Genomic DNA, 23,618 nt, shown 5'->3' with positions numbered 1-23,618 from the left:
CAGATGATTATAAGGAGGAATAGACATGGTAAAAGAAATCTTCACAGATAAAGCTCCTGCTGCAATCGGACCATATTCACAAGCAATTGGAGCGAGTAACTTAGTGTTTGTATCCGGACAAATTGGCATTAATCCAGAAACTGGTGAGGTTGTAGCGGGGATTGAAGCACAAACTAAACAGGTGATGGATAATCTAAAGCATATACTAGAAGAAGCTGAGGCAAACTTTTCAGATGTTGTGAAGTTCACGATTTACTTAGCGTCGATGGACGATTTTGCAACGGTTAATGAGATTTATGGTAGCTATCTTCAAAAGCCATATCCAGCACGCGCGACAATCGAAGTAAGTCGCTTGCCAAAGGACGTACTAGTAGAAATAGATGCTATAGTAGTTAAGTCATAAGGAGGTAGAAGTCGTTGAATAATTTTACATACTATAATCCAACGAAATTAATATTTGGGAAAGGTCAGTTAGATGCTCTTCCAGAACAGGTAAAGCAATACGGTCGCAAAGTGCTAATTGTATATGGTGGAGGAAGCATTAAACGGAATGGTATCTATGACCAAGTGATAGCAAAATTAGCAGAGATGGATGCTGAAGTATTTGAGCTTTCTGGTGTAGAGCCTAACCCAAGGATTTCAACCGTTCGTAAAGGGGTTGAGATTTGTAAGAACGAGGGAATTGAATTTATTTTAGCAGTTGGTGGTGGAAGTACGATAGATTGTACCAAAGCCATTGCCGTAGGTGCGAAAACAGATGTAGATATGTGGGATATCGTTACGAAAAAGGAGAGTGCAAATGATGCATTGCCATTTGGAACGGTATTAACTCTATCTGCAACAGGATCTGAAATGAATAGTGGTTCCGTTATTACTAATTGGGAAACAAATGAAAAGCACGGATGGGGAGCAGCACCATATACGTATCCGAAGTTTTCAATACTTGATCCAACAAATACGTTTTCTGTGCCGAAAGACCAAACCATTTACGGTATTGTCGACATGATGTCACATGTATTGGAGCATTATTTCCATCAAACTACGAATACGCCAATCCAAGACCGTTTTTGTGAATCCATACTAATCACGGTTATGGAAAATGGACCGAAGCTAGTAGAGGATCTTGAAAATTATGAGCTGCGAGAAACAATAATGCTTGCAGGAACGTTAGCATTAAACAATATGCTAAATATGGGATACCAAGGAGACTGGGCAACCCATAACCTGGAACACGCTGTAAGTGCTGTGCACGATATTCCGCATGGTGGCGGACTAGCTATCTTATTCCCGAATTGGATGAAGCATGTATTAGATGAAGGAAACGTTTCAAGATTTAAGCAACTTGCTATCCGCGTCTTCCAAGTGAAAGAGGAAGGGAAGACCGATATGGAGATTGCGCTTGAAGGAATCGATAAGCTATGTGAGTTCTGGAATAGTATTGGTGCACCAGCGAAACTAGCCGACTACGAGATCGATGAAAGTACCGTAGAGTTAATGGCGGAAAAGACAGTCGTTGCTAGACCAGAATATGGTAACTTTAAGAAGTTAACGAAGGAAGATTCCATAGCTATATTCAAAGCGAGCCTATAATCCGACAAATTATTTCCTGGGTAATAAAAGATGTCGAATAAAATAGAAATAAAAAGAACTAGCCTTATTGATAAACGGCTAGTTCTTCTTTTATCGCTGTACGAATTTTATCAAGACATTCCTCGGGCGTTTTGCCAAAAATACGTCTATTGTTGACAAGTGCATAAGGCTTTACTCGACATAGACCACAAAAAGATAAACAGTCACTCGTTAGTACAGCAACCTCGGGGAACTCTTTCTCCAAGATTTCTTCTATATTTATTGTAGTAATTGTGTTTCCATCACAAATCTCAACGACCACAATACCCATAATAATCACTTTCTTTCACATATAAATGGAATGATTGAATGATAGCATTGCCTGAACATGATTTCAATATTCATGCCTCTTTTTCATTACTGACAAAGCTCATTCGTACCCAACTTCTTTGTTTCCAACGTCTTAGCATTAAGAGTCCTCGTAGCCATTCATCCGCAATAAATCCAATCCAGATTCCAATTAGGCCCAAACCAAGGAAGATTCCAAAGAACCATGCAAATGTTACACTAACTCCCCACATGACTATTATACCAATATACACAGGGAATTTAACGTCACCCGCGGCACGAAGGGAACTAATCATGACGAGGTTAAAGGCTCTACCTGGTTCAAGTGCAATTGTCATTAGTAATAGTACGGTACCTGCTTCAATAATGGACCCATTATCCGTAAAGATGCCCAAGAATGGTTTGGCAACTAAATATACGATTCCAGCAGTTGTAAGAGAGATAAAGATAGAAAGTTTTAAACTCTTCAGTGCGCGCTCATACGCATCTTCAATTTTACCTGCTCCTATCATATGACCAATGAGTATTTGTGTCCCTTGACCGATTGCGATGGAGAATAAAAAGATAAACATCATGATATTTTGCGTATAAACTTTCGTAGTAATGGCAACTGTTCCAAGCTGTGCAACGAAATATGTTATGACCATTTGACTAGCATTATAGGATAGTTGTTCTCCTGCCGATGGTATACCAATTTGAAGTAAGCTTTTAACATGACTCTTTTCGTAACGGAATAAATTTCTAAATTGAAGTTCACCTTCCGTACGCTTAACTAGAAGAATAACCAATGCGATAAATCCGATAAAACGGCTAATTGCAGTAGAATATGCAACTCCCTCTACACCAAGAATAGGGAAGCCAAATGGACCAAATATAACAAAATAATTTCCAATAACATTTAAGATATTCATTCCAATGGTGACCATCATGGTATCTTTTGTATGGCCATAGCTTCTAAGGATTGCGCCCGTTGTCATAATTAGCGCTTGCACAAAGATAAGTCCACCTACTATTTGTATATAAGCAAGTCCTTCACCCATTAACTCTTGTGGTAAATCCATCATTGTTAAGATCGGCTTTGCCCATAAGAATAAGGTTACGCTCAGTAGAAGTGAAAAGATCAAGTTCATACTTAATGCATTAAGAGCAATTTTTCCTGCTGTTTTTGGTTTTTCTGCACCGATGTTTTGGGCAATTAAAACAGCAGCTCCTTGAGCGACAAATCCGAACATGACAATAACAACCGAAAGTATCTGATTCGAAACACCAACTGCAGCAACGGCATTGTCAGAGTACTGACTTAGCATTAAGGTATCCGCATTTCCCATTAACATATGGAGTAAGATTTCAATGGAAATGGGCCAAGTAATTGCAAATAAAGTTAAATTCTTCGTAGTGTTCTGTTTCAAACGATACCCTTCCTTCTAAATTACACAAGTAGAATTAGTTTACAACGGTGGAGCGAAAATAAAAAGAGTTTTTTATCAATATTTTTTCCAAATAGGAAGACTACGAAACTATTGCTTCGTAGTCTGCTTTAAAGGTTATTCTTAAAGTTGGTTCTTGGACCGAGTCCGCAGCCAGTATACACTTCGCTTTCCGCGGGCGGCTGGTGAGCCTCCTCAGAGCTAACGCTCTTGCGGGGTCTCACCTAGGCCTATCCTCCCGCAGGAGTCTACGTGTATACTGGCTGCTCTGAGCATAATTCTAGTCAACCTCTCTTATAAGAGAAATACATTTATTTTCATATTAAAATATCAATGTGATGTTGAATGGCTCTGACTCTTACTATCCGCGTATTCATGTTTATACCATGCGACTAATAAGAACACACCACTTAATAGTAGTAATCCGCTGGTGAAGAAGAATACGGTTGAGATGCCGTAGAAGCCGGCGATAAGTCCTCCGATTGCTGGTCCGATGATATTTCCTAAGAATCGTAGACTGGTATTATAGCCAAGTACTTCCCCTTGCATCGATAGTGGAGCTTCTTGACGAATATATGCGATTCGTAATGGAATAATACCACCAATGGATATTCCTAACAAGAAGCGAACAATAACGAGTTGCCAAATTGAAGTAACGAAGGCTCCTGGTATATAAACAATACCTGCCATAAATAACAGTAAGATGAGGAATTTAATGTAACCATACTGGTCACCTAGTTTTCCCCATTTTCGTGTCATTAATAGATTACCTACACCGGCTGCAGAAAATGCAATACCAGAGAATAATGCAATATTTGCAGGACCGTGAATTTCTTCTACATATAAAGAGAGAATTGGTTGCACACTGAAATGAGCAATTTGCACAAGAGCAGAAATCAACATCACAACAAGTAAAACAGGATGTCTTACAATGTGTAGGATGACTTCTTTTCGTGAATAAGCTTTATGATCTTTATCTTCAGCATGCACTAATCGCTGCTCTTTTACTCCAAATAGAACAATGAGTGCTGATACAATAATAGCGATAGAAACCCATTTAAAGGTAGTGGAATAGCCAAAAGCATCGGCTAATGCTCCGCCTAAGAGCGGACCCATAAGGGATCCAGTAATGCTACCAGTTTGAAGCGTTCCTAATACTCTTCCTGCTATATTTCTAGGTGTTTGTGTCGCAATAAGTGCCTGTGACATCGGAATAAATCCAGTAAAGATTCCCATAAAAAGACGTAAGATAAATAATTGCCAAACATTCGTAGCGAATCCCATTAGGAACACTGAGACACCAATTCCACTAGCAAAGAAGATTAATAGTTTCTTCCGTCCGTATTTATCCCCAACTCTACCCCATAAAGGTGCAAAAATAAAAGCTGCGATAAAGGTTACTAAGAACACCCACCCAGCCCAGTTTTGAACATAAACATCTGAGTATTGACCAAAGGAGTCAATATACAAGGATAGAAAAGGAATAACCATCGTGGTGCTGCCAGCAATAAAAAAGTTAGCAAACCACATAATAACTAAATTACGTTTTACATTGAAGTTTACAGTACTGATCGATATAGCCTTCTTTCTGTTAAATATTTCGTTAGTCTAAATATAATATAACGGATACCGAAATAAATTGGAAGTGTTAATGATTTCCTAGTTAAAAGGTGTTATTTTTTTCATAATGGGTATAATCAAAGTAATAATCTAATATTTTGATAGACAAGTAGTTTGAAATTAAGAGGTGAAGGAGCTGTGAAAATGAAGCATTCTGTAAAAATAGTAACTTATTTTGCGTTGATTCTTAGTTTGTTAGCAGCCTTTGTTATACCAGTGAGTGCTGATGAAGCGATAAATGAAAAGTTAGGCGTTCCAATTGTTGTATACGGGGGGAACTTAACAGATGAGCAAAAAGCACAGACAGAAGAACTCCTAGAAGTTACCAATCCAGAAATGGTAGATGAATATACAGTTACAGGTGAGGATTTAGAAAAGTACATTGGTGGAAACCCAAATTCTAGAATGTTCTCCTCCGCGAAGATTACGATGGAGGAAAAAGGAACAGGTCTCACTGTGTCCATCGTTACGCCAGAGAATATTACAGAAGTAACTAATGAAATGTATGCCAATGCATTATTAACGGCAGGGGTAGAAAATGCGACCGTTGTTGTGGCTTCTCCTGTTAAGGTAACGGGCCATTCCGCATTAACAGGAATTTACAAAGCATACGATGCGGAAGGGGTAGAACTTGACAAGGAGCGAATGAGCCTTGCTAATGAGGAGCTTAATATCGCTACAGAGCTTGTGAAAGATGCTGGTCTGACGAACGAACAAGTTAGTGAATTAATTACACAAATTAAACAAGCCATTGCCGAGCAAAATCCTGCATCGATAGATGATATTGAAAGGATAGTTCAAGAACAGCTGGAAAAGTTGGAGATATCATTGAGTGAAGAAGATCGTCAATTATTAATTAATTTATTTGAGAAAATGCGTAATCTAAACATTGATTTTGATCAAGTGAAAAATCAATTAAATGATATTGCCTCAAAGGTTCAAGATCAACTGGAAGAAATTCTCGCGGATGAGGGCTTTTGGGATAGTGTCGGAAACTTTTTTAAGCAGCTGTTTGATGCGATAGGAAAGTTTTTTGCGAATCTATTTGGTTAATAAATCCATTCTATTAAATAAGGTCTATTTCCCTAATTCATAAATATAATTAGGGGAATAGGCTTTTTTTATTTCTAGTAATCTATATCTTTTGTACCATTTTAAATATACAATAAATTCCTATAAACCAATTATTTCGTTATATTAAAATACATAAATTAGTAGCAATTCATTAAATTTTTTAAAAAAGGGGATGAAAATTTTTTGAATAGGTTGTATAATGATAAAACAAGTTCAAGATTTAGACTGTCTTGAATTGTTAGAACTTTAAAAAATAGGGAGGTCTACAAACATGAAGTTTAAAAAGTGGTCATTACTACTAGTTCTTGTTTTAGCTATGGGCTTATTTCTAACTGCTTGTGGCGATGATGAAGAAGCTAATGGTGGAGATAGCAAAGATCCAGGAACTGAAGAAAACGGAGGCGAAACTGGCGGTACAGAAGATGAAGAAGCCGGTGGCGACTCTGGAGATGTAGAGCAAGTATTAAATGTAAACATTAGAACAGAGCCACCTTCATTACACCCTGGAACAGCAACAGATACAACTTCTGGTGCAATTCTAGACCAAGTATTTGAAGGATTAATGCGTATTAACAATGATGGTGAAGTAGAACCGGCTATGGCTGCAGGTGAGCCTGAGGTTTCTGACGATTTATTAACGTATACATTCACTATCCGTGACGATGCAGTTTGGTCAAATGGTGACCCTGTTACTGCAAATGACTTTGAATTTGCATGGAAATGGGTATTAGACCCTGCTAATGCTGATACTGACTACTCTTATCAGCTATATGTAATTAAAGGAGCTCAAGCTGCGAAAGAAGAAGGCGGCTCATTAGATGATGTTGGTGTGAAAGCTCTAGATGAGAAGACACTAGAAGTTACATTAGCACAACCAACTCCATATTTCTTAGATTTAACAGCTTTCTATACTTACTACCCTGTAAACAAAGCGGTTGCAGAAGCTAATCCTGAGTGGGCACTTGATGCTGGTGACGACTATGTAACAAACGGTCCGTTCACATTAGATACTTGGGAGCACAAAAATAAAGTAGTACTTAAAAAGAATGCTGATTACTGGGATGCAGATACTGTAAAACTGGAAACAGTTAACATGTTCATGGTAGATGATGAAAATACGGCACTAGAAATGTTTAATGCTGGTGAATTGGATTGGGTTGGATCACCTTATGACTCAGTACCATTAGCAGCTATTCCTTCTCTATTAGAAGATGAAACATTAAACATTTCATCTCTTGCTGGTGTTTACTACTATGCATTCAATACAGAAGCAGAACCATTCAACAATGAAAATATCCGTAAAGCATTTGCTTTAGCGATTAACCGTACAGGTATTGTTGAGAACATTACAAAGGGTGGACAACAACCAGCAATGGCTTTAGTTCCTCCATCAATTTTTGAAGAGAACAATGAAGGTTACTTTGCAGATAATGATGTTGAAACTGCAAAAGAACACCTAGAAGCAGGATTAGAAGAGCTTGGTTTGGATGAATTACCACCAATTACTCTTTCTTACAATACAAGTGAAGCACATGCTGTTATTGCACAAGCGGTACAAGATATGTGGATTCAAAACCTTGGTGTTGATGTAACACTTAGTAATGAAGAGTGGAATGTTTACCTAGATTCCATGGGATCTGGCGACTTCCAAGTAGGACGTATGGGTTGGCTTGCAGACTTTAACGATGCCATCAACTTCCTAGAAATTTTCCAAGCAGTTGGTGGAAACAACTACACCAATTGGGAAGATGCTGAGTACCAAGAGTTGCTAGCTGCATCTAGAACTGAAACTGACGCAGCTGCACGTGAACAAATCTTAAAAGATGCAGAAGCAATCTTCATGGATGCTATGCCGATTTCACCAATTTACTTCTACACAAACGTTTGGACTTCTAATGAGAAAGTCAAAGGTATCGAAGTATCTGGACTTGGTGGAGTTCAACTTAAGTGGGCTTACATCGAATAATAATAGTTTGATAGTTTAAAAATGAAGCAAAACCAAGATGGAAAACAGTACTCCTGTTTTCTTATCTTGGTTGCTTCCATTATAGATGATTACCCTTTTGTAACTTGTAAACACAAGGCTTTTCAAGAGATTTAGAGAATAAAAACTTAATAACTACTTTATACATGCAAAAAAGAAACCAATAACTCCTTCTTAGAAATACAGGACAAGAGTATTTCTTTGCATAGACACAGAATGATTATTCTTTTTTCTTGAAAAGGAAAAGGGAAAACAAGGGGTGGAGTGTTTCACCTCTTTTTTTATGTTTGCGAAGAGAAAGTATATTTTCCTTCACGCTTGCATAAGAAAAACTATTAATTGAAATGTAACACTTACATTGGAGGTGTATGGATTGGCAAAGTATATCATGAAGAGAATCGCGTATATACTACTCTCTCTTTACTTAATCATTACAGCGACATTCTTCTTAATGCAAGCTGCACCAGGTAGTCCATTTGCGTCTGAACGTAAAATGACACCTGCACTAGAGAAACAAATGGAAGAAGCATACGGTTTAAATGACCCGATTCATGAACAATACATTGACTATCTCGTTAATGCGATAACATTTGATTTTGGTCCTTCCTTTAAATATGTGGGACAAGATGTAATGGATATTATTTTACGTAGTTTTCCATATTCCATTGTTCTCGGATTAGAGGCCATTTTTATTGCGTTAGGATTAGGGGTTCTTTTTGGGGTATTTGCTGCTCTGAAACATAATAGGTTTGGTGATTATACCGCGATGGTAATCGCCGTCCTGGGGATTTCCGTACCGAGCTTTATCATGGCTACCATTCTGCAATATATTTTTGCTATCCAGTTAGATCTTTTTTCTGTTGCAAGGATGGAAAGCTTCTGGGATACCATTTTACCAGCACTAGCATTAGCAACAACACCACTTGCTTTTATTGCCCGTCTAATGCGCTCAAGTATGCTAGACGTGTTAAGTTCTGACTATATCAAAACTGCAAAATCAAAAGGGATGAGTCAGCGTATTGTTACTTATAAACATGGGCTTAGAAATGCAATGCTACCAGTTATCTCTTATATGGGTCCTTTGGTTGCAGGTATTTTAACAGGAAGCTTTGTCATTGAAAAAATCTTCGGTATCCCTGGACTCGGTAGTGAATTCGTAACGAGTATCACAAACCGTGATTATACCGTTATTATGGGCACGACAGTTTTTTATAGTGTACTTCTTTTAATTAGTATATTAATAGTAGATTTAATTTACGGAATTGTTGATCCGAGAATCAAGATTAATGCTAAAGGTGGTGGGAAGTAATGGCACAACCAAATCTTACAAGCGCAGATTTCGAACCACTGCATATTGACCACGCAGAATCGGAAAAAATCGTCGGTGAAAGTACTTCCTATTGGAAAGATGCTTGGAGACGTTTTCGTAAAAATAAATTAGCTTTGACAGGTATTACTATCTTATTACTATTAGGATTTATGGCTATTTTTGGAGCAGATATTTCAGGAGAAGACTACAGAACGAATGACCTAATGTCAACGAATATAGCACCGTCTGCTGACCATTGGTTTGGAACAGATACGTTAGGACGAGATATATTTGCTAGAACTTGGGATGGAGCAAGAATTTCCCTATTCATCGGGTTAACTGCCGCGTTTCTAGATATCATTATCGGAATTATTTGGGGTGCGGTGTCTGGTTATTTTGGAGGTAGAGTCGACGAGTACATGATGCGTTTCGCTGATATTCTATCCGGTCTACCGTATCTATTAGTTGTAATTCTTCTTATGGTTGTAATGGGTGAAGGGATTTGGACAATGATTATTGCGATGGTCGTAACAGGCTGGATCAATATGGCCAGAATTGTTCGTGGTCAAGTGATGCAGCTGAGATCAGAAGAATATGTTTTAGCCTCTAGGTCTTTAGGGGCAAGTAGTTCACGACTGTTATTTAAGCACCTTGTTCCAAATACACTTGGGCCAATCCTTGTAACGTTAACATTGACTGTACCTAATGCTATTTTTACAGAGGCATTCTTAAGCTTCCTTGGGCTTGGGGTACCAATGCCAGATCCAAGTTGGGGAGTTATGACATCTGAAGCGCTAGGAGCTTTACAGTATTATCCGTATCAGCTCTTCTTCCCAGCATTCTTTATTTGTTTAACGATGCTTGCATTTAACGTTATTGGTGACGGTCTTCGTGACGCGCTAGATCCGAAAGAGCGGAAATAAGGAGGGGAAGATACGAAAATGAAAAAAGTACTTAGTGTAAATAACCTTTCTGTATCCTTTGATACCTATCGTTCAGAAGTAAAAGCTGTCCGTGACGTATCGTTTGATTTACATGAACAAGAGACACTTGCAATCGTTGGAGAATCTGGTTCGGGAAAGAGTGTAACAGCCCAATCTATCATGCGTTTGGTTCCTATGCCACCAGGAAAGTTTGTTGGAGGCTCCATTATATTTAATGATGAGGACCTGACCGAGAAGTCTGAGAAGCAAATGGAAAGCATTCGCGGGAAAGATATCGGGATGATTTTCCAAGACCCAATGACTTCATTGAATCCAACGATGACGATAGGTAAGCAAATAGCAGAAGGATTAATCAAGCACCAAAATATGTCTAAAAATGATGCCCATGTAAGAGGGGTAGAATTATTAAAATTAGTAGGTATTCCTAATCCAGAAAAACGGATCAAACAATATCCACATGAGTTTTCTGGTGGTATGCGTCAACGTGCTATGATTGCGATTGCTTTAGCGTGTAATCCTAAAGTTTTGATTGCGGATGAACCAACAACTGCACTTGATGTAACAATCCAAGCCCAAATTCTAGATTTAATGCGAGAATTACAAAAAGAAACCGGAACGGCTATTATCTTGATAACACATGACTTAGGTGTAGTGGCGAATACTGCACACCGTGTAGCAGTAATGTATGGTGGTAAAATTGTTGAGACAGGTTCCGTAGATGAAATATTTTATAACCCGAAACACCCATATACGTGGGGGTTATTAGGCTCGATGCCAAAGTTAGATAATCATGGTGAAGAATTAAAAGCGATACCTGGTTCGCCGCCAGACTTAGCTGATCCGCCGAAAGGATGCCCGTTTGCGGCTCGTTGTCCATATGTCATGAAAGCATGTGGAGAGCATATGCCAGCATATTACGAGTCATCTGAGACACAAAAAACAGCTTGTTGGCTATTAGATGAACGAGCACCTAAGGTAGAACCACCAGAATTCATTAATGTAGGAGGTTCGAAAGTCCATGGCTAAGACAAAAGAAACATTATTAGAAATTAAAGATTTAAAAAGACATTTTAGAGTGGACCGTAAAAATGTCCTAAAGGCTGTTGACGGGCTATCATTTGAAATCTATCAAGGTGAAACATTTGGGCTTGTAGGTGAATCTGGTTGTGGTAAATCAACAGCTGGTAGAACGATTATGGGTCTTTATCAAGCATCTGGTGGAGAGGTTACCTTTAAGGGTACAAGTGTACATGGGAAAAGGTCAAAGAAAGCATTAAAAGAAACTACCCGTCGGATGCAAATGATATTCCAGGATCCTTATGCTTCATTAAACCCACGAATGACCGTAAAGGATATCATTGCAGAAGGTATTGATATTCATGGCCTAGCTAAAACAAAGAAAGAACGTGAAGACAGGGTTATTGAATTGTTGGAGACGGTTGGATTAAATGCAGAACATAGAAATCGTTATCCGCATGAATTCAGTGGTGGTCAACGTCAACGAATTGGTATTGCACGGGCACTAGCTGTGGATCCCGACTTTATCGTAGCGGATGAACCGATATCCGCATTAGATGTATCCATCCAGGCGCAGGTAGTAAACTTATTGAAAAAGCTGCAAAAGGAAAGAGGGTTAACCTACCTCTTCATTGCACACGACCTATCCATGGTAAAACATATTAGTGATCGTGTTGGAGTAATGTACTTAGGTAATATGGTTGAGATAGCTACAAGTGAGGGATTATATGAAGAGCCTTTACATCCTTACACACAGGCATTACTAAGTGCAATTCCTATGGCAGATCCGCAGGTAGAACGTTCGAGAGAGAGAATTATCCTTGAAGGGGACGTACCAAGTCCAATAAATCCTCCTAGTGGATGTCCTTTCCGTACAAGATGTCCGATGGCGATGGAAATCTGCTCTAGAGCAGTGCCGGAATTTAAGGAACATAAACCAGATCATTGGGTAGCGTGTCATTTATATGGAGAAACAAGTAACTAACATAGTAAAGCTTGTAGGGAAATTAATATTTTTCTCTACAAGCTTTTTGTTTTTCATTGACTTATATTAGTTTCAATTTAGTTTTATATCCAATAGTATATTAAAAGAATAAACAAAAAGATAAGAACTAATGCAATCGCCTGGAAACGAATTAAATGATAGAATCGTTCATTTGTCTTTTCAGAAGGCAGGGGTAATTCTTTCCATTCATCTAGATAATCCCTCCGAAACATCACACTACGGAATCTTCTAAATGAAAAAGTAACCCCGTCATAAAATCCTCCTTTTACTGTGTAGAGGAATAATGTGAGAGTTAAGTATCCCAAAGTCAAATAGAAAAGGGAATTTACATAGTTGACTAAATTATATTGCTCAGAAGTAGTGAAAAATAGGAATAGAGTTAGAATTATATTACAAAATAAGAGTATCCAGTATCGTTTGTTTGTCATTTGATCACCTGAAATTCGGATAGTTAATAAAAGTATTCCCACAATACAACAGGAACTTTCTTATTATAGCACATCCAAGTTTTAAGAAACCTTCTATATAACGACAGTATTTATTGATATCTGCAATGGACAAAACTTAGTAGGTTTAGATACCGGATTGCTTGTAGAGTGCATTAGAATCAAACCTGGTAAAAAATGGTGCCGATTTTTGTCGGAATGCCGTTGTAATTAAATACAATTTGGCGTATAATTACCCGTATTCTGTAATATGAGTTTAGCTTCTATAACCGAAATTTTCGGAAAAAATCAACTTTGGGAGGTCATAATATGAAGCTGAAAAAATTATCACTATTATTAGTATTTGGACTAATGGTAGCTGTATTAGTAGCTTGTGGTGGTAGTGATTCTGGTACACAAGGCGGAGGGACTGACACAGAATCTGCTGATGGAGAAAAGGTTTTAAACTTTATTAATGGTGATGCCATTCCATCAATGGACCCGTCACTAGCAACAGATACTTATGCTTTCCAATTCTTAGGCGAATCGATGGAAGGTCTATATCGTTTAGATAAAGATGCAAACCCTGTTGAAGGTATTGCAATCGATCATGAAGTAAGTGAAGATGCATTAACATGGACGTTTAAATTACGTGAAGATGCTGTATGGTCGAATGGAGACCCTGTAACAGCACACGACTTTGTATATGCATGGCAACGTGCAGTAGATCCAGCAACTGGTTCAGAGTATGGTCCATATATGATGGGCGGCGTTATTAAAAACGCAACTGAAGTTAACACTGGAGATGTTCCAGTAGAAGAACTTGGAGTAACTGCTCCAGATGACTATACACTAGTTGTCGAGCTAGAAAATCCAACTCCTTACTTCTTATCTTTAACAACATTCGGTACGTTCTTACCATTAAATCAAACGTTTGTTGAAGAACAAGGTGATAGCTTTGCAACAAGCACGGATACACTTGTATTCAATGGTCCATTTACTTTAGAAAATTGGAAAAGTACTTCTACAGAATGGTCACTAGTTAAGAATGAAGATTACTGGGATGCAGAAACTGTACAATTAGATAAGGTTAATTTTACAGTAGTTAAGGATGCACAAACGAAAGTAAACTTGTATGAAACTGGTAAAGTAGATCGTACAGACCTTACGTCTGACCTGGTTGATCAATATGCATCACATCCAGATTATATGATTCAGCCAGAAACTAGTGTTTTCTATCTTAAAATGAATCAAACAAGAAACGAAGCATTAGCTAATAAAAATATTCGTGCTGCAATCGCTAAAGCATACAATAAAGAAGCTATCGTAAACGAAATTCTTAACAATGGTTCCGTTGCAGCAAATGGTTTAGTGCCAGCTGATTTCGCTCCAATGCCAGAATCTGGTGAAGACTTCCGTGAAGTAAGTGGTGACCTTGTCACTTATGATGTAGAAGCTGCAAAAGAATATTGGGCTAAAGGTTTAGAAGAGCTAGGTGTTGATTCTATTGAACTTGAACTTCTAGGTGATGATAGTGAATCAGCATTGACAATGAATGAATATTTAGCAAATCAATTATCTACAAACTTACCTGGTTTATCAGTGACATTGAGAAATGTACCATTTGAACAACGTTTAGATGCTGATACAAACATGGATTATGACCTACAAGTTTCTGGGTGGGGTCCTGACTACCTTGATCCAAACACCTACTTAAACCTATGGGTAACAGATGGTGGAAACAACAAGATGGGTTATTCCAATCCAGAATTTGATACGTTAATCGAAGAAGCGGCAACAACATTAGCTACGGATAATGTTGCGCGATATGAAAACTTCTTAGAAGCAGAAAAAATTCTAATGGAAGATGCAGCAATTGCGCCTATTTATCAACGAGCTAAAGCATATCTAGTTTCGCCAAAAGTTGAAGGTGTTTATTATAATGCATTTGGATTTGACTGGGAATTTAAATGGGCTAGTGTTGGCTCAGCAGAATAACCAGAAATAAAATTCTTATTTTCTAAAATAATTAACAAGAGAGTGTGTACCCTAAAGGTATTATACTCTCTTGTTCGCTTTTAAAGGAAAAATCTTATAATAATGAACATTACTCATTTTTGAAAATAACTATAAAATTTGGGAGGTGCGAGAATGGTTCGTTATATTGGGCGTAGAGTCTTCTATATGTTAATAACATTATTTGTTATTGCTACCTTGTCTTTCTTTCTCATGAAAATGCTACCGGGAAGTCCGTTGAATGCGGAAGATAAATTATCTGAAGAACAAAAGGCAATCGTTTTAGAAAAATATGGCTTAAATGATCCGGTGCCAATTCAATATGTCAAATATCTTGGTGGTCTCGTCCAAGGAGATTTAGGGATATCATTTAAGTTTAGCAATTATCCAGTAACAGAAATCTTACTAGATAGAATGGGACCATCTGCGCAATTAGGTTTTCAAGCCTTACTAGTTGGAACGATATTAGGTGTTTTATTTGGGCTTATTGCAGCGATTTCCCACAATGGTTTCCTTGATTACACCTCAACGATCATCGCTGTATTAGGTACGTCAATCCCCAACTTTGTGTTTGCGGCATTACTGCAAATTGTCTTTGCGGTAAATCTAGGCTGGTTCCCTGTAGCATTGTGGGGAGAATTTGAACATACGGTCTTACCAACTATTGCCTTAATGATTTTCCCAATGGCTACTGCTGCGCGTTTTGTCCGCACGGAAATGGTGGAAGTAATGGGCTCTAGTTATATTACAACGGCAAGAGCAAAAGGGATTAGTGAACCCGCTATTGTATTTAAACATGGGTTCCGTAACTCATTGATTCCATTAATAACTGTTATTGGACCACTTGCTGTCAGTATGTTAACTGGTTCCATGGTTATTGAACAAATTTTTGCTATCCCTGGGATTGGTGAACAATTTGTTAATTCCGTTTTTGCTAATGACTATCCTACAATCATGGGAACGACATTACTATTTGCATTTTTATTTGTCGTCATTATCTTAATAATCGACCTCCTATATGGATTGATTGATCCAAGAATTAGGATTAGTGGAGGGAAGAGCTAGTATGGAAATGAATAACAAAAATAATATACCAAAAGAACTGCTAGTCCCAATGAAACAGCGTGAAGATACTAGTGAGGAAATTTCTCGTCCGAGCAGGACATTTGGGCAAAATGCAAGAAGAACATTTTTTAAAAACAAACTTGCTGTTGTCAGTTTAATTATCTTAGTTATCATAATTCTGATGAGTGCATTTGGGCCATCAATGAATCAATATGGACTAGATGATCAAGACCTATCTCGTGCGAAAATGCCTGCACGTGTTCCGGTATTAGAAAATATATCATGGTTAGGCTTGGATGGGACATTGAGTGATAACTTTAAAGGAAATACTGTAGAACAAGCGACGTTAAAAGGTGTTTCAAGATATGATAATGCAGAAGAATTCATTGATATTGAAGTAATCGATGAAGGTGATGGTTCGAGAAATTCTGCGGAAGTAAAAGCAACCTATCGTATATATGAAGCAAAAGAGATGACGGATCAGTATTTCTGGTTAGGTACGGATACGTTAGGCCGTGATCAATGGACTCGTATTTGGCTTGGTACGCGGGTGTCGCTACAAATCGCTTTCTATGCTGCTCTTATCAGTCTAATCATTGGTGTAGCCTATGGTGGTATTGCAGGCTTCTATGGTGGTAAAGTCGATGATGTCATGATGCGTATTTTAGAAGTTTTGATTGGAATACCAAACCTCGTTATTATTTTGTTAATGATGTTAGTGCTTAATCCTGGTATCACTTCTATTGTTATAGCCTTAACCATCACCGGATGGACAGGGATGGCACGTATTGTTCGTGGGGAAGTCATGAAACAGAAGAATCAAGAATATGTACTTGCTGCCCGGACATTGGGAAGAAGTAATTGGAAAATAATCATGAAACACTTATTACCAAACATTAGTGGGATTATAATAATTAATACAATGTTTACGATTCCTGATGCCATATTCTTTGAAGCATTCTTGAGCTTTATCGGACTGGGAATTACTCCGCCAGAAGCTTCACTCGGTGCCTTAATCAGTACTGGGTTTAAAAGTATTATGCTTTATCCGTATTTATTGATTTTCCCAGCAATTTTAATTTCATTAATTATGATTGCATTTAACTTGATCGGTGATGGACTACGCGATGCATTTGATCCGAAAATGCATAAATAATAAAGGTAGGTGTTTTTAAATGAGTAAATTATTAGAAGTGAAAGACTTAAGGGTATCATTTAACACCTACAATGGCGAGGTACAAGCCGTTCGAGGTGTTAACTTTGAATTAAATAAAGGGGAGACACTAGCAATTGTTGGTGAATCGGGTTCAGGGAAATCCGTAACCACTTCTGCGTTAATGGGGCTTCTTCCCAAACCACAAGCGATGATAAAAACAGGTGAAATACTGTTTGAAGGACAAGACATAGTAAAGAAATCTAATAAAGAAATGCAAAAAATAAGAGGAAAAGATATATCCATGGTATTCCAGGATCCAATGTCATCGTTGAATCCGACGATGAAAGTTGGAAACCAGATTATGGAAGGTCTAATAAAACATCAACATATGAATCGCACGGATGCTAAGAAAAAGGCATTGGAACTATTAGATCAAGTTGGAATTCCTCATCCTGATGTTAGATTACATCAATACCCCCATCAATTCTCTGGTGGGATGCGTCAACGTGTTGTTATTGCAATTGCGCTAGCTTGTAACCCAAAAATATTAATTGCAGATGAACCAACAACAGCGCTAGATGTAACGATTCAGGCACAAATATTGGAATTGATGAAAGAAATTCAACGAGAATCCGATAGTGCTATTGTCTTTATCACACATGACTTAGGAGTTGTAGCGAATGTAGCAGATCGTGTTGCTGTTATGTACGCAGGTAAGATTATAGAAACAGGAACTGTAGATGACATCTTCTATAATGCGAAACACCCTTATACATGGGGATTACTCGGTTCCATGCCAACTCCAGATAGTGATGATGAGGAACTTTTCGCAATTCCTGGAAGTCCTCCAGATATGTCGAACCCGCCAAAAGGTGATGCTTTTGCACCACGAAACAAGTTTGCATTAGAAATTGATACCGTTATGGAGCCGCCGATGTTTAAGGTCTCCGATACCCATTATGCTGCGACTTGGTTGCTCCATGAAGATGCACCAAAAATTGAGCCACCTGATTCCGTGAAGAAACGCATGCAAGGATTTGCGAGAACAAGGGGTGACAAATAATGGAGCAGAAAAAATTATTAGAAGTTAAAAACTTGAAAAAGCATTTTAAAGTAGGACGAAATAAAATTGTTAAAGCAGTTGACGATGTCTCCTTTGATATCTATGAAGGGGAAACGTTTGGACTTGTTGGGGAATCCGGAAGTGGGAAATCCACAACAGGTAGAACGATTATTCGTCTTTACGATGCAACAGATGGACAAGTTTTGTTTAATGGGGAAAACGTTCACGGGAAGAAGTCTAAACAGGAATTACTAAAGTTTAATCGAAATATGCAGATGATTTTTCAAGACCCATCTTCTTCACTTAATCCAAGAATGACCGTGTTGGACATTATTGCGGAAGGCTTGGATACACACCATTTAGTGAAAGATAAAGCAGAACGCAAAGCGCGTGTGGAAGAATTGCTTGAAGTAGTAGGACTGAATAAATCACATGCGAATCGTTTTCCGCATGAATTTAGTGGTGGACAACGACAACGGATTGGGATTGCAAGAGCGTTAGCGGTAGAACCATCATTCATTATTGCCGATGAACCGATCTCCGCACTAGATGTATCTATTCAAGCCCAGGTTGTCAACTTGTTGAAGAAGCTACAAAAGGATCGTGGGTTAACGTATTTATTTATCGCTCATGATCTATCGATGGTGAAATATATTAGTGATCGAATTGGGATTATGTATTTAGGACATTTAGTAGAAGTTGCAGATAGCGATGAAATATTCAACAATCCACTCCATCCTTATACGAAGTCATTATTATCGGCAATTCCATTACCAGACCCAGAATATGAGCGTACACGAAAACGTATTTCCTATGATCCAACTGTTCACGATACAAGTGAAGAACCGAAGCTCCGTGAAATCGGCCCAAGGCACTGGGTTCGTTGTACGTCAAAAGAATTGGAACAGTATAAGATAGAATTAGATAAATAATGTAATAAGTATAGTGGGTAAAGTCATCGATCGATGAATTTACCCACTATTTTTCTTTTTAGAGTAACAGTGTAAAGTGAAAGGAAGCTCGACCAAACCTCAATGATACGAGACCGAAAATTAAACTGAGGTGGTACATAACTCAATATTAGCCCCGGAAATATACGGAGACTCCTTGAAAAAGAAGACCGCTTTTTCTGCGTGCGATGAGTCGCTGCCGAAGCGTTCCTTGTCCTGTGGGGGGATAGGTTTTATGAACTAATAAAAATGTTCGGTTCGGTTTTACCTTAGATAGAAAAACTTCAGTCCGAATATTTTTTTCTTATATAAGAAAGGTGTCAGCCCTTGATTGCTTTCCCTCAGGATTTAGCGAAACCTCAATATTTGAAACACCCTCAATATAATATTGATATGTTAAACTTTAAAAATAGTATGAAAATACAATTATTTAGCGACACTAAATATTTAAAATTTTTTAACAGATTAATATTATTACAATTTAATTGTAAACAAATAACAAATTAAAAAATTAATTTAATTCCTCAGAAACATTGATAAATCAATATTTTCACAGTTACAACAAAACAGAAAGTAACAATTTTATAAATTTTATTGAAGATAGGGGGTGACATTCATGGGAATATAGTAGTATAATTATTTTCATCACGTAATTCCAATAACACTAAATTGTCAGAATAATTTAAACAATAATAAGAATACCGTGTCTCATAAAAACTATAAAAACGTACACCCTAAAAAGGCGTTATGTCTTGGGCCTACAATACTAAATAGGGGGATTTAGAAATGGCTGAAAAGCTTCTCGATATTAAAAATCTAACGACATCATTTCGTATAAAAGATGACTACCATGCAGCGGTAGATAATTTATCATTAACCGTGAATAAAAATGAAGTTCTTGCAATCGTTGGAGAATCCGGCTGTGGTAAGAGTGCACTTGCTTTCTCCATTATGGGTCTTCATACTCGTGCGAAAATTGAAGGGGATATCCTGTATAAAGGAAACAATATTGCTAAAATGTCACCTTCCGAATTAAACAAAGTCCGTGGTAATGATCTAGGAATGATCTTCCAAGATCCATTAACTTCCCTAAATCCACTTATGGAAGTAGGCGAACAAATCGGAGAAACATTATACCTTCACAATAAAAACATGTCTAAAAATGCGCGTCGTGAAAAAGTATTAGATTTGCTAAATAAAGTTGGTATACCTCGTGCGGAGCATGTCATTAATCAGTTCCCACATGAATTATCAGGTGGTATGCGCCAGCGTGTAATGATCGCGATGGCAATTGCAAATAAACCTGAATTACTTATTGCAGATGAACCAACAACTGCACTAGATGTTACCATTCAATCTCAAATATTAGATTTAATTAATAAGCTTAAAGATGAAATGGACTCTGGTATTGTCTTAATTACTCATGACTTAGGTGTAGTTGCTGAAATGGCTGACCGAGTTGCTGTTATGTATGCCGGACAAATTGTAGAAGTCGCGGATGTGAAGACACTATTCGAAAGCCCATTACATCCTTATACTCGCTCATTATTAAATTCTGTACCAAACGCTAATACGGAACAAGATGAATTACACGTAATTCAAGGTATTGTTCCTTCGCTACAGAATCTACCAAGAGAAGGGTGTCGCTTTGGTGCTCGTATTCCTTGGATAGATGAATCTGCACATGAAAAACATCCAGAACTAAAAGAAGTAGCACCAGGGCATCAGGTGCGTTGTACTTGCTACAAGCACTTCAGCTTCCCTGATGAAAGCAAGGAGGAACAACATGTCTTATCTTGAGGTTAACGATTTAAAAGTTCACTTCCCAATCAAGGGTGGAGTATTTGGTAGAACAGTTGGCCATATTAAAGCGGTTGACGGGGTATCGTTTTCATTAGAAAAAGGAAAAACATACGGCTTAGTTGGAGAATCTGGATCAGGTAAAACAACTACAGGTAGAGCGATTATTGGTCTAAACAATATCACCTCTGGAAAAGTTATGTTTGATGGAAAAGAAATTACGAATATGAGACGCGCAAAATCAGATGCACGTAAAAATATTCAAATGATTTTCCAAGATCCTTATTCATCTTTAAACCCTAAGAAACGTGTGGTAGATATCGTATCGGAACCATTACGTAACTTTGAAAACCTAACACGTAAAGAAGAGCGTAAGAGAGTTCAAGAATTATTAGAACTTGTAGGATTGAGTCCTGAAAGTATCTTGAAGTATCCACATGAATTCTCAGGTGGACAACGTCAACGTATCGGTATTGCTAGAGCGATTGCACTAAAACCTAAACTCATCATTGCCGATGAGCCAGTTTCAGCACTTGACGTATCTGTTCAAGCACAAGTACTGAACTTTATGAAGGAAATTCAAAAAGAACTTGATTTAACCTATCTATTTATTAGCCATGACTTAGGAGTAATCAAACACATGTGTGACGAGATCGGTATTATGTACAAAGGTCGCTATGTGGAAGAAGGAACTGCGGAAGATATCTTTAATGACCCTCAACACATTTATACAAAACGTTTAGTTGCGGCAATTCCTGATATCGATCCGAATAAACGTGAAGAAAAACGTAAATTCCGTGAAGAGGTAAAAGTGGAATATGATCAGTCCTATAATGATTACTTTGATGAAGAAGGTTTAGCCTATAAACTACAGCCAGTTTCTGATACACATCTAGTGGCTTTACCGGAGAAAGGTTGATAATATGTGGAAATTTACATTACGACGTACACTAATAATGATTCCTCAATTAATTGTTCTTAGTATTCTAATATTCGTACTTGCACAATTAATGCCTGGGGATGCTTTATCTGGACAAGTTGGACCAGATGTTGACCCGAAACGTCTTGATGAAATTCGTGAACAAATGGGTTGGAATGACCCATGGCATGAACAATATGGTCGTTGGGTAGGTGGAATCCTACAAGGGGATTTCGGAGACTCGTATCGATTTAAAATACCAGTATCAGAGTTAATCGGTCAACGTATTGTGAACTCATTTTGGTTATCAGTTGCAACATTAATTCTATCGTACCTAATTGCTATTCCTCTAGGGATTACAAGTGGTCGTTACAATGATTCATGGCGCGATCAATTAATTACAGGTTATTCCTATATTGGATTTGCAACGCCATTATTTATTTTTGCACTAGTTATGCTTTGGTTATTTGGTTTCACATTACAGTGGTTCCCAACCAGTGGTAGTGTAACGCCAGGTCTTGAACCAGGTACCTTTGAGTACGTTATGAGTAAACTATATCACCTGTTATTACCTGCGCTATCAACAGCACTAATTACAACGTATGGTACCATTCAATATTTACGAAATGAAATAGTCGATACTAAACAAAAAGATTTCATTATTACTGCACGTGCAAAAGGTGCTTCGGAATCAAGAGTATATAATCGACATATTTTACGAAACTCACTATTACCAATTGCAGCGTTTTTTGGATTTGAAATCACGAATCTAATTGGTGGATCTATCTTCATTGAGAACATTTTTGGTTATCCAGGAATGGGACAACTACTAGTAGAATCCATTACACTACGTGACTACACCGTATTAACAGCTACGACATTACTATTTGGTGTTGCGTCAATACTAGGTGCTCTATTATCCGATATCATCTTAAGTATTGTCGATCCAAGAATTCGTATTAAATAAAATTTAGGTAAACAGTGAGGTGAGATAAATGGAAAACAAAGCAGAAGAAGTAAAAACAAATCAACCGATAAAAAGTCCCTCGGGCTTTAACATAATTTGGCGTGAGATCGTTCGAGATAAACTTGCATTATTATCTTTAGCCTTTCTAATACTAATAATTGCTTTTGTATATGGTATAGCACTTTTCTTAGACCAAAAAGAAATTGTAAAGGTAGACCTGTTCTCCATCTATGAACCACCTGGTGAAGAGTTCCTATTAGGTACAGATTATGGTGGCCGTGATGTATTTGGACAATTAATTATTGGTACTAGAAACTCTCTAACTATCGCGTTACTCGTTACATTATTAACCGGAATAATTGGTGTTGCATATGGAGTAATCTCAGGCTACTTTGGTGGTCACATCGATAACATTATGATGCGTATTTTAGATTTCTTTATGATCTTACCATTTACAATGATCGTAATTGCTTTCGTGGCAATTGTTCCGAAATATAACACGATAACATTCTCGCTTATTATGACAGCATTCCTATGGATGGGAATCGCCCGTTTGATTAGATCAAAGGCATTACAAGAAAAAGAACTTGATTATATTCAAGCTTCTAAAACACTTGGAAGCTCGAATTTCAAGATTATCTTTACACAGTTGTTACCAAACTGTAGCTCATTAATTATTGTAACAATGACACTAAACCTAGCAGCGAATATTGGTCTTGAATCTGGACTTTCTTTCTTAGGATTCGGTTTCCCAGAAAGCACACCAAGTTTAGGGACATTGCTAAGCTATGCTAGAAATCCACAAGTTCTTGAATATAGATGGTGGATCTGGGTACCTGCATCTCTAATGATTCTTCTACTTATGCTATCCGTGAACAACATCGGACAAGCACTAAAACGAGCAGGAGATGCTAGACAAAGAAGAGGTTAATAAACACAAAAATGTACGGGGAGTAGGT

Annotated in this window: 21 protein-coding genes; 17 read left to right on the top strand and 4 right to left on the bottom strand. The window is 37.7% G+C overall.

Annotated features, from left to right (window positions below; genetic code table 11):
• Positions 1 to 25 precede the first annotated feature (25 nt).
• Together TE34_RS05875 and TE34_RS05870 are read left to right on the top strand one after the other, a co-directional pair.
• The gene (locus TE34_RS05875; protein WP_047983893.1) at positions 26 to 403 is read left to right on the top strand and encodes a RidA family protein; all 378 of its coding nucleotides are present in this window, start codon (positions 26 to 28) and stop codon (positions 401 to 403) included.
• Positions 404 to 417: 14 nt separating this feature from the next.
• Complete coding sequence (locus TE34_RS05870; RefSeq protein WP_047983892.1) at positions 418 to 1,590, top strand: iron-containing alcohol dehydrogenase; 1,173 nt, start codon at positions 418 to 420, stop codon at positions 1,588 to 1,590.
• Between the two features lie 64 nt (positions 1,591 to 1,654).
• Here TE34_RS05870 and TE34_RS05865 read toward each other — a convergent pair whose 3' ends face one another.
• The 3 genes from TE34_RS05865 to TE34_RS05855 form a co-directional block, all read right to left on the bottom strand.
• On the bottom strand, positions 1,655 to 1,900 hold the full coding sequence (locus TE34_RS05865; RefSeq protein WP_047983891.1) for a DUF1450 domain-containing protein: 246 nt from the start codon (positions 1,898 to 1,900) through the stop codon (positions 1,655 to 1,657).
• Positions 1,901 to 1,970: 70 nt separating this feature from the next.
• Entirely contained in the window at positions 1,971 to 3,326 is a 1,356-nt protein-coding gene (locus TE34_RS05860; RefSeq protein WP_047983890.1) for an MATE family efflux transporter, read from the bottom strand.
• 348 nt (positions 3,327 to 3,674) lie between these two features.
• Positions 3,675 to 4,874 (bottom strand): MFS transporter, encoded by a 1,200-nt coding sequence (locus tag TE34_RS05855; RefSeq protein ID WP_047983889.1) that lies wholly within the window; start codon positions 4,872 to 4,874, stop codon positions 3,675 to 3,677.
• A gap of 234 nt (positions 4,875 to 5,108) precedes the next feature.
• Between TE34_RS05855 and TE34_RS05850 the strand changes: the two genes are divergently transcribed.
• The 6 genes from TE34_RS05850 (at position 5,109) to TE34_RS05825 (ending at position 12,277) form a co-directional block, all read left to right on the top strand.
• On the top strand, positions 5,109 to 6,017 hold the full coding sequence (locus TE34_RS05850; protein ID WP_047983888.1) for a DUF1002 domain-containing protein: 909 nt from the start codon (positions 5,109 to 5,111) through the stop codon (positions 6,015 to 6,017).
• Positions 6,018 to 6,309: 292 nt separating this feature from the next.
• The gene (locus TE34_RS05845; RefSeq protein WP_047983887.1) at positions 6,310 to 8,004 is read left to right on the top strand and encodes a peptide ABC transporter substrate-binding protein; all 1,695 of its coding nucleotides are present in this window, start codon (positions 6,310 to 6,312) and stop codon (positions 8,002 to 8,004) included.
• A 391-nt stretch (positions 8,005 to 8,395) separates the two neighbouring features.
• The gene (locus tag TE34_RS05840) at positions 8,396 to 9,331 is read left to right on the top strand and encodes an ABC transporter permease (RefSeq protein ID WP_047983886.1); all 936 of its coding nucleotides are present in this window, start codon (positions 8,396 to 8,398) and stop codon (positions 9,329 to 9,331) included.
• Positions 9,331 to 10,254 (top strand): ABC transporter permease, encoded by a 924-nt coding sequence (locus TE34_RS05835; RefSeq protein ID WP_047983885.1) that lies wholly within the window; start codon positions 9,331 to 9,333, stop codon positions 10,252 to 10,254. Before TE34_RS05840 ends, TE34_RS05835 begins: the two co-directional genes overlap by 1 nt.
• 18 nt (positions 10,255 to 10,272) lie before the next feature.
• Entirely contained in the window at positions 10,273 to 11,301 is a 1,029-nt protein-coding gene (locus TE34_RS05830) for an ABC transporter ATP-binding protein (RefSeq protein ID WP_047983884.1), read from the top strand.
• On the top strand, positions 11,294 to 12,277 hold the full coding sequence (locus tag TE34_RS05825; protein ID WP_047983883.1) for an ABC transporter ATP-binding protein: 984 nt from the start codon (positions 11,294 to 11,296) through the stop codon (positions 12,275 to 12,277). The genes TE34_RS05830 and TE34_RS05825 overlap by 8 nt, the downstream gene beginning before the upstream one ends.
• Before the next feature lie 83 nt (positions 12,278 to 12,360).
• Here the strand turns inward: TE34_RS05825 and TE34_RS20580 are convergent, their stop codons facing one another.
• The gene (locus TE34_RS20580) at positions 12,361 to 12,726 is read right to left on the bottom strand and encodes a DUF3899 domain-containing protein (RefSeq protein WP_084710634.1); all 366 of its coding nucleotides are present in this window, start codon (positions 12,724 to 12,726) and stop codon (positions 12,361 to 12,363) included.
• A gap of 327 nt (positions 12,727 to 13,053) precedes the next feature.
• On the opposite strand from TE34_RS20580, the gene TE34_RS05820 reads away from it, so the two are divergent.
• The 9 genes from TE34_RS05820 to TE34_RS05775 all read left to right on the top strand — a co-directional run bounded on the left by TE34_RS05820 (position 13,054) and on the right by TE34_RS05775 (position 23,590).
• Entirely contained in the window at positions 13,054 to 14,721 is a 1,668-nt protein-coding gene (locus TE34_RS05820) for a peptide ABC transporter substrate-binding protein (RefSeq protein ID WP_047983882.1), read from the top strand.
• A 153-nt stretch (positions 14,722 to 14,874) separates the two neighbouring features.
• Entirely contained in the window at positions 14,875 to 15,804 is a 930-nt protein-coding gene (gene opp3b, locus TE34_RS05815; protein WP_047983881.1) for an oligopeptide ABC transporter permease, read from the top strand.
• A 1-nt stretch (position 15,805) separates the two neighbouring features.
• Complete coding sequence (gene opp3C, locus TE34_RS05810) at positions 15,806 to 16,960, top strand: oligopeptide ABC transporter permease (RefSeq protein ID WP_201777677.1); 1,155 nt, start codon at positions 15,806 to 15,808, stop codon at positions 16,958 to 16,960.
• 19 nt (positions 16,961 to 16,979) lie between these two features.
• Positions 16,980 to 18,023 (top strand): ABC transporter ATP-binding protein, encoded by a 1,044-nt coding sequence (locus tag TE34_RS05805; protein ID WP_047983880.1) that lies wholly within the window; start codon positions 16,980 to 16,982, stop codon positions 18,021 to 18,023.
• Positions 18,023 to 18,955, top strand: coding sequence for an ABC transporter ATP-binding protein (locus tag TE34_RS05800; RefSeq protein ID WP_047983879.1), 933 nt, complete (start codon positions 18,023 to 18,025; stop codon positions 18,953 to 18,955). Before TE34_RS05805 ends, TE34_RS05800 begins: the two co-directional genes overlap by 1 nt.
• A gap of 804 nt (positions 18,956 to 19,759) precedes the next feature.
• Positions 19,760 to 20,773 carry an ABC transporter ATP-binding protein gene (locus TE34_RS05790; protein ID WP_047983877.1) on the top strand — a complete coding sequence of 338 codons (1,014 nt, stop codon included), beginning with the start codon at positions 19,760 to 19,762 and terminating at the stop codon, positions 20,771 to 20,773.
• Complete coding sequence (locus TE34_RS05785; protein WP_047983876.1) at positions 20,760 to 21,692, top strand: ABC transporter ATP-binding protein; 933 nt, start codon at positions 20,760 to 20,762, stop codon at positions 21,690 to 21,692. The genes TE34_RS05790 and TE34_RS05785 overlap by 14 nt, the downstream gene beginning before the upstream one ends.
• A 4-nt stretch (positions 21,693 to 21,696) precedes the next feature.
• Positions 21,697 to 22,659 (top strand): oligopeptide ABC transporter permease, encoded by a 963-nt coding sequence (gene opp4B / locus TE34_RS05780; RefSeq protein ID WP_047983875.1) that lies wholly within the window; start codon positions 21,697 to 21,699, stop codon positions 22,657 to 22,659.
• Positions 22,660 to 22,687: 28 nt separating this feature from the next.
• Entirely contained in the window at positions 22,688 to 23,590 is a 903-nt protein-coding gene (locus tag TE34_RS05775; protein ID WP_047983874.1) for an ABC transporter permease, read from the top strand.
• Positions 23,591 to 23,618: the final 28 nt, after the last annotated feature.

It is taken from the genome of Ornithinibacillus californiensis, from assembly GCF_001038485.1.
GTDB classification, from domain to species: Bacteria; Bacillota; Bacilli; order Bacillales; family Amphibacillaceae; genus Ornithinibacillus; species Ornithinibacillus californiensis.
This window is presented reverse-complemented; position numbering and strand designations above follow the sequence as displayed.

Excerpts from the sequence above, each read along its gene's own strand:
- TE34_RS05775 (WP_047983874.1), top strand. The coding sequence starts at position 22,688 with ATGGAAAACAAAGCAGAAGAAGTAAAAACAAATCAACCGATAAAAAGT.
- TE34_RS05835 (WP_047983885.1), top strand. The coding sequence starts at position 9,331 with ATGGCACAACCAAATCTTACAAGCGCAGATTTCGAACCACTGCATATT.
- opp3b (WP_047983881.1), top strand. The coding sequence starts at position 14,875 with ATGGTTCGTTATATTGGGCGTAGAGTCTTCTATATGTTAATAACATTA.
- TE34_RS05855 (WP_047983889.1), bottom strand. The coding sequence starts at position 4,874 with ATGTGGTTTGCTAACTTTTTTATTGCTGGCAGCACCACGATGGTTATT.
- TE34_RS05805 (WP_047983880.1), top strand. The coding sequence starts at position 16,980 with ATGAGTAAATTATTAGAAGTGAAAGACTTAAGGGTATCATTTAACACC.
- TE34_RS05785 (WP_047983876.1), top strand. The coding sequence starts at position 20,760 with ATGTCTTATCTTGAGGTTAACGATTTAAAAGTTCACTTCCCAATCAAG.
- TE34_RS20580 (WP_084710634.1), bottom strand. The coding sequence starts at position 12,726 with ATGACAAACAAACGATACTGGATACTCTTATTTTGTAATATAATTCTA.
- TE34_RS05875 (WP_047983893.1), top strand. The coding sequence starts at position 26 with ATGGTAAAAGAAATCTTCACAGATAAAGCTCCTGCTGCAATCGGACCA.
- TE34_RS05845 (WP_047983887.1), top strand. The coding sequence starts at position 6,310 with ATGAAGTTTAAAAAGTGGTCATTACTACTAGTTCTTGTTTTAGCTATG.
- TE34_RS05790 (WP_047983877.1), top strand. The coding sequence starts at position 19,760 with ATGGCTGAAAAGCTTCTCGATATTAAAAATCTAACGACATCATTTCGT.
- TE34_RS05865 (WP_047983891.1), bottom strand. The coding sequence starts at position 1,900 with ATGGGTATTGTGGTCGTTGAGATTTGTGATGGAAACACAATTACTACA.
- TE34_RS05850 (WP_047983888.1), top strand. The coding sequence starts at position 5,109 with ATGAAGCATTCTGTAAAAATAGTAACTTATTTTGCGTTGATTCTTAGT.
- opp3C (WP_201777677.1), top strand. The coding sequence starts at position 15,806 with ATGGAAATGAATAACAAAAATAATATACCAAAAGAACTGCTAGTCCCA.
- opp4B (WP_047983875.1), top strand. The coding sequence starts at position 21,697 with ATGTGGAAATTTACATTACGACGTACACTAATAATGATTCCTCAATTA.
- TE34_RS05820 (WP_047983882.1), top strand. The coding sequence starts at position 13,054 with ATGAAGCTGAAAAAATTATCACTATTATTAGTATTTGGACTAATGGTA.
- TE34_RS05830 (WP_047983884.1), top strand. The coding sequence starts at position 10,273 with ATGAAAAAAGTACTTAGTGTAAATAACCTTTCTGTATCCTTTGATACC.
- TE34_RS05800 (WP_047983879.1), top strand. The coding sequence starts at position 18,023 with ATGGAGCAGAAAAAATTATTAGAAGTTAAAAACTTGAAAAAGCATTTT.
- TE34_RS05825 (WP_047983883.1), top strand. The coding sequence starts at position 11,294 with ATGGCTAAGACAAAAGAAACATTATTAGAAATTAAAGATTTAAAAAGA.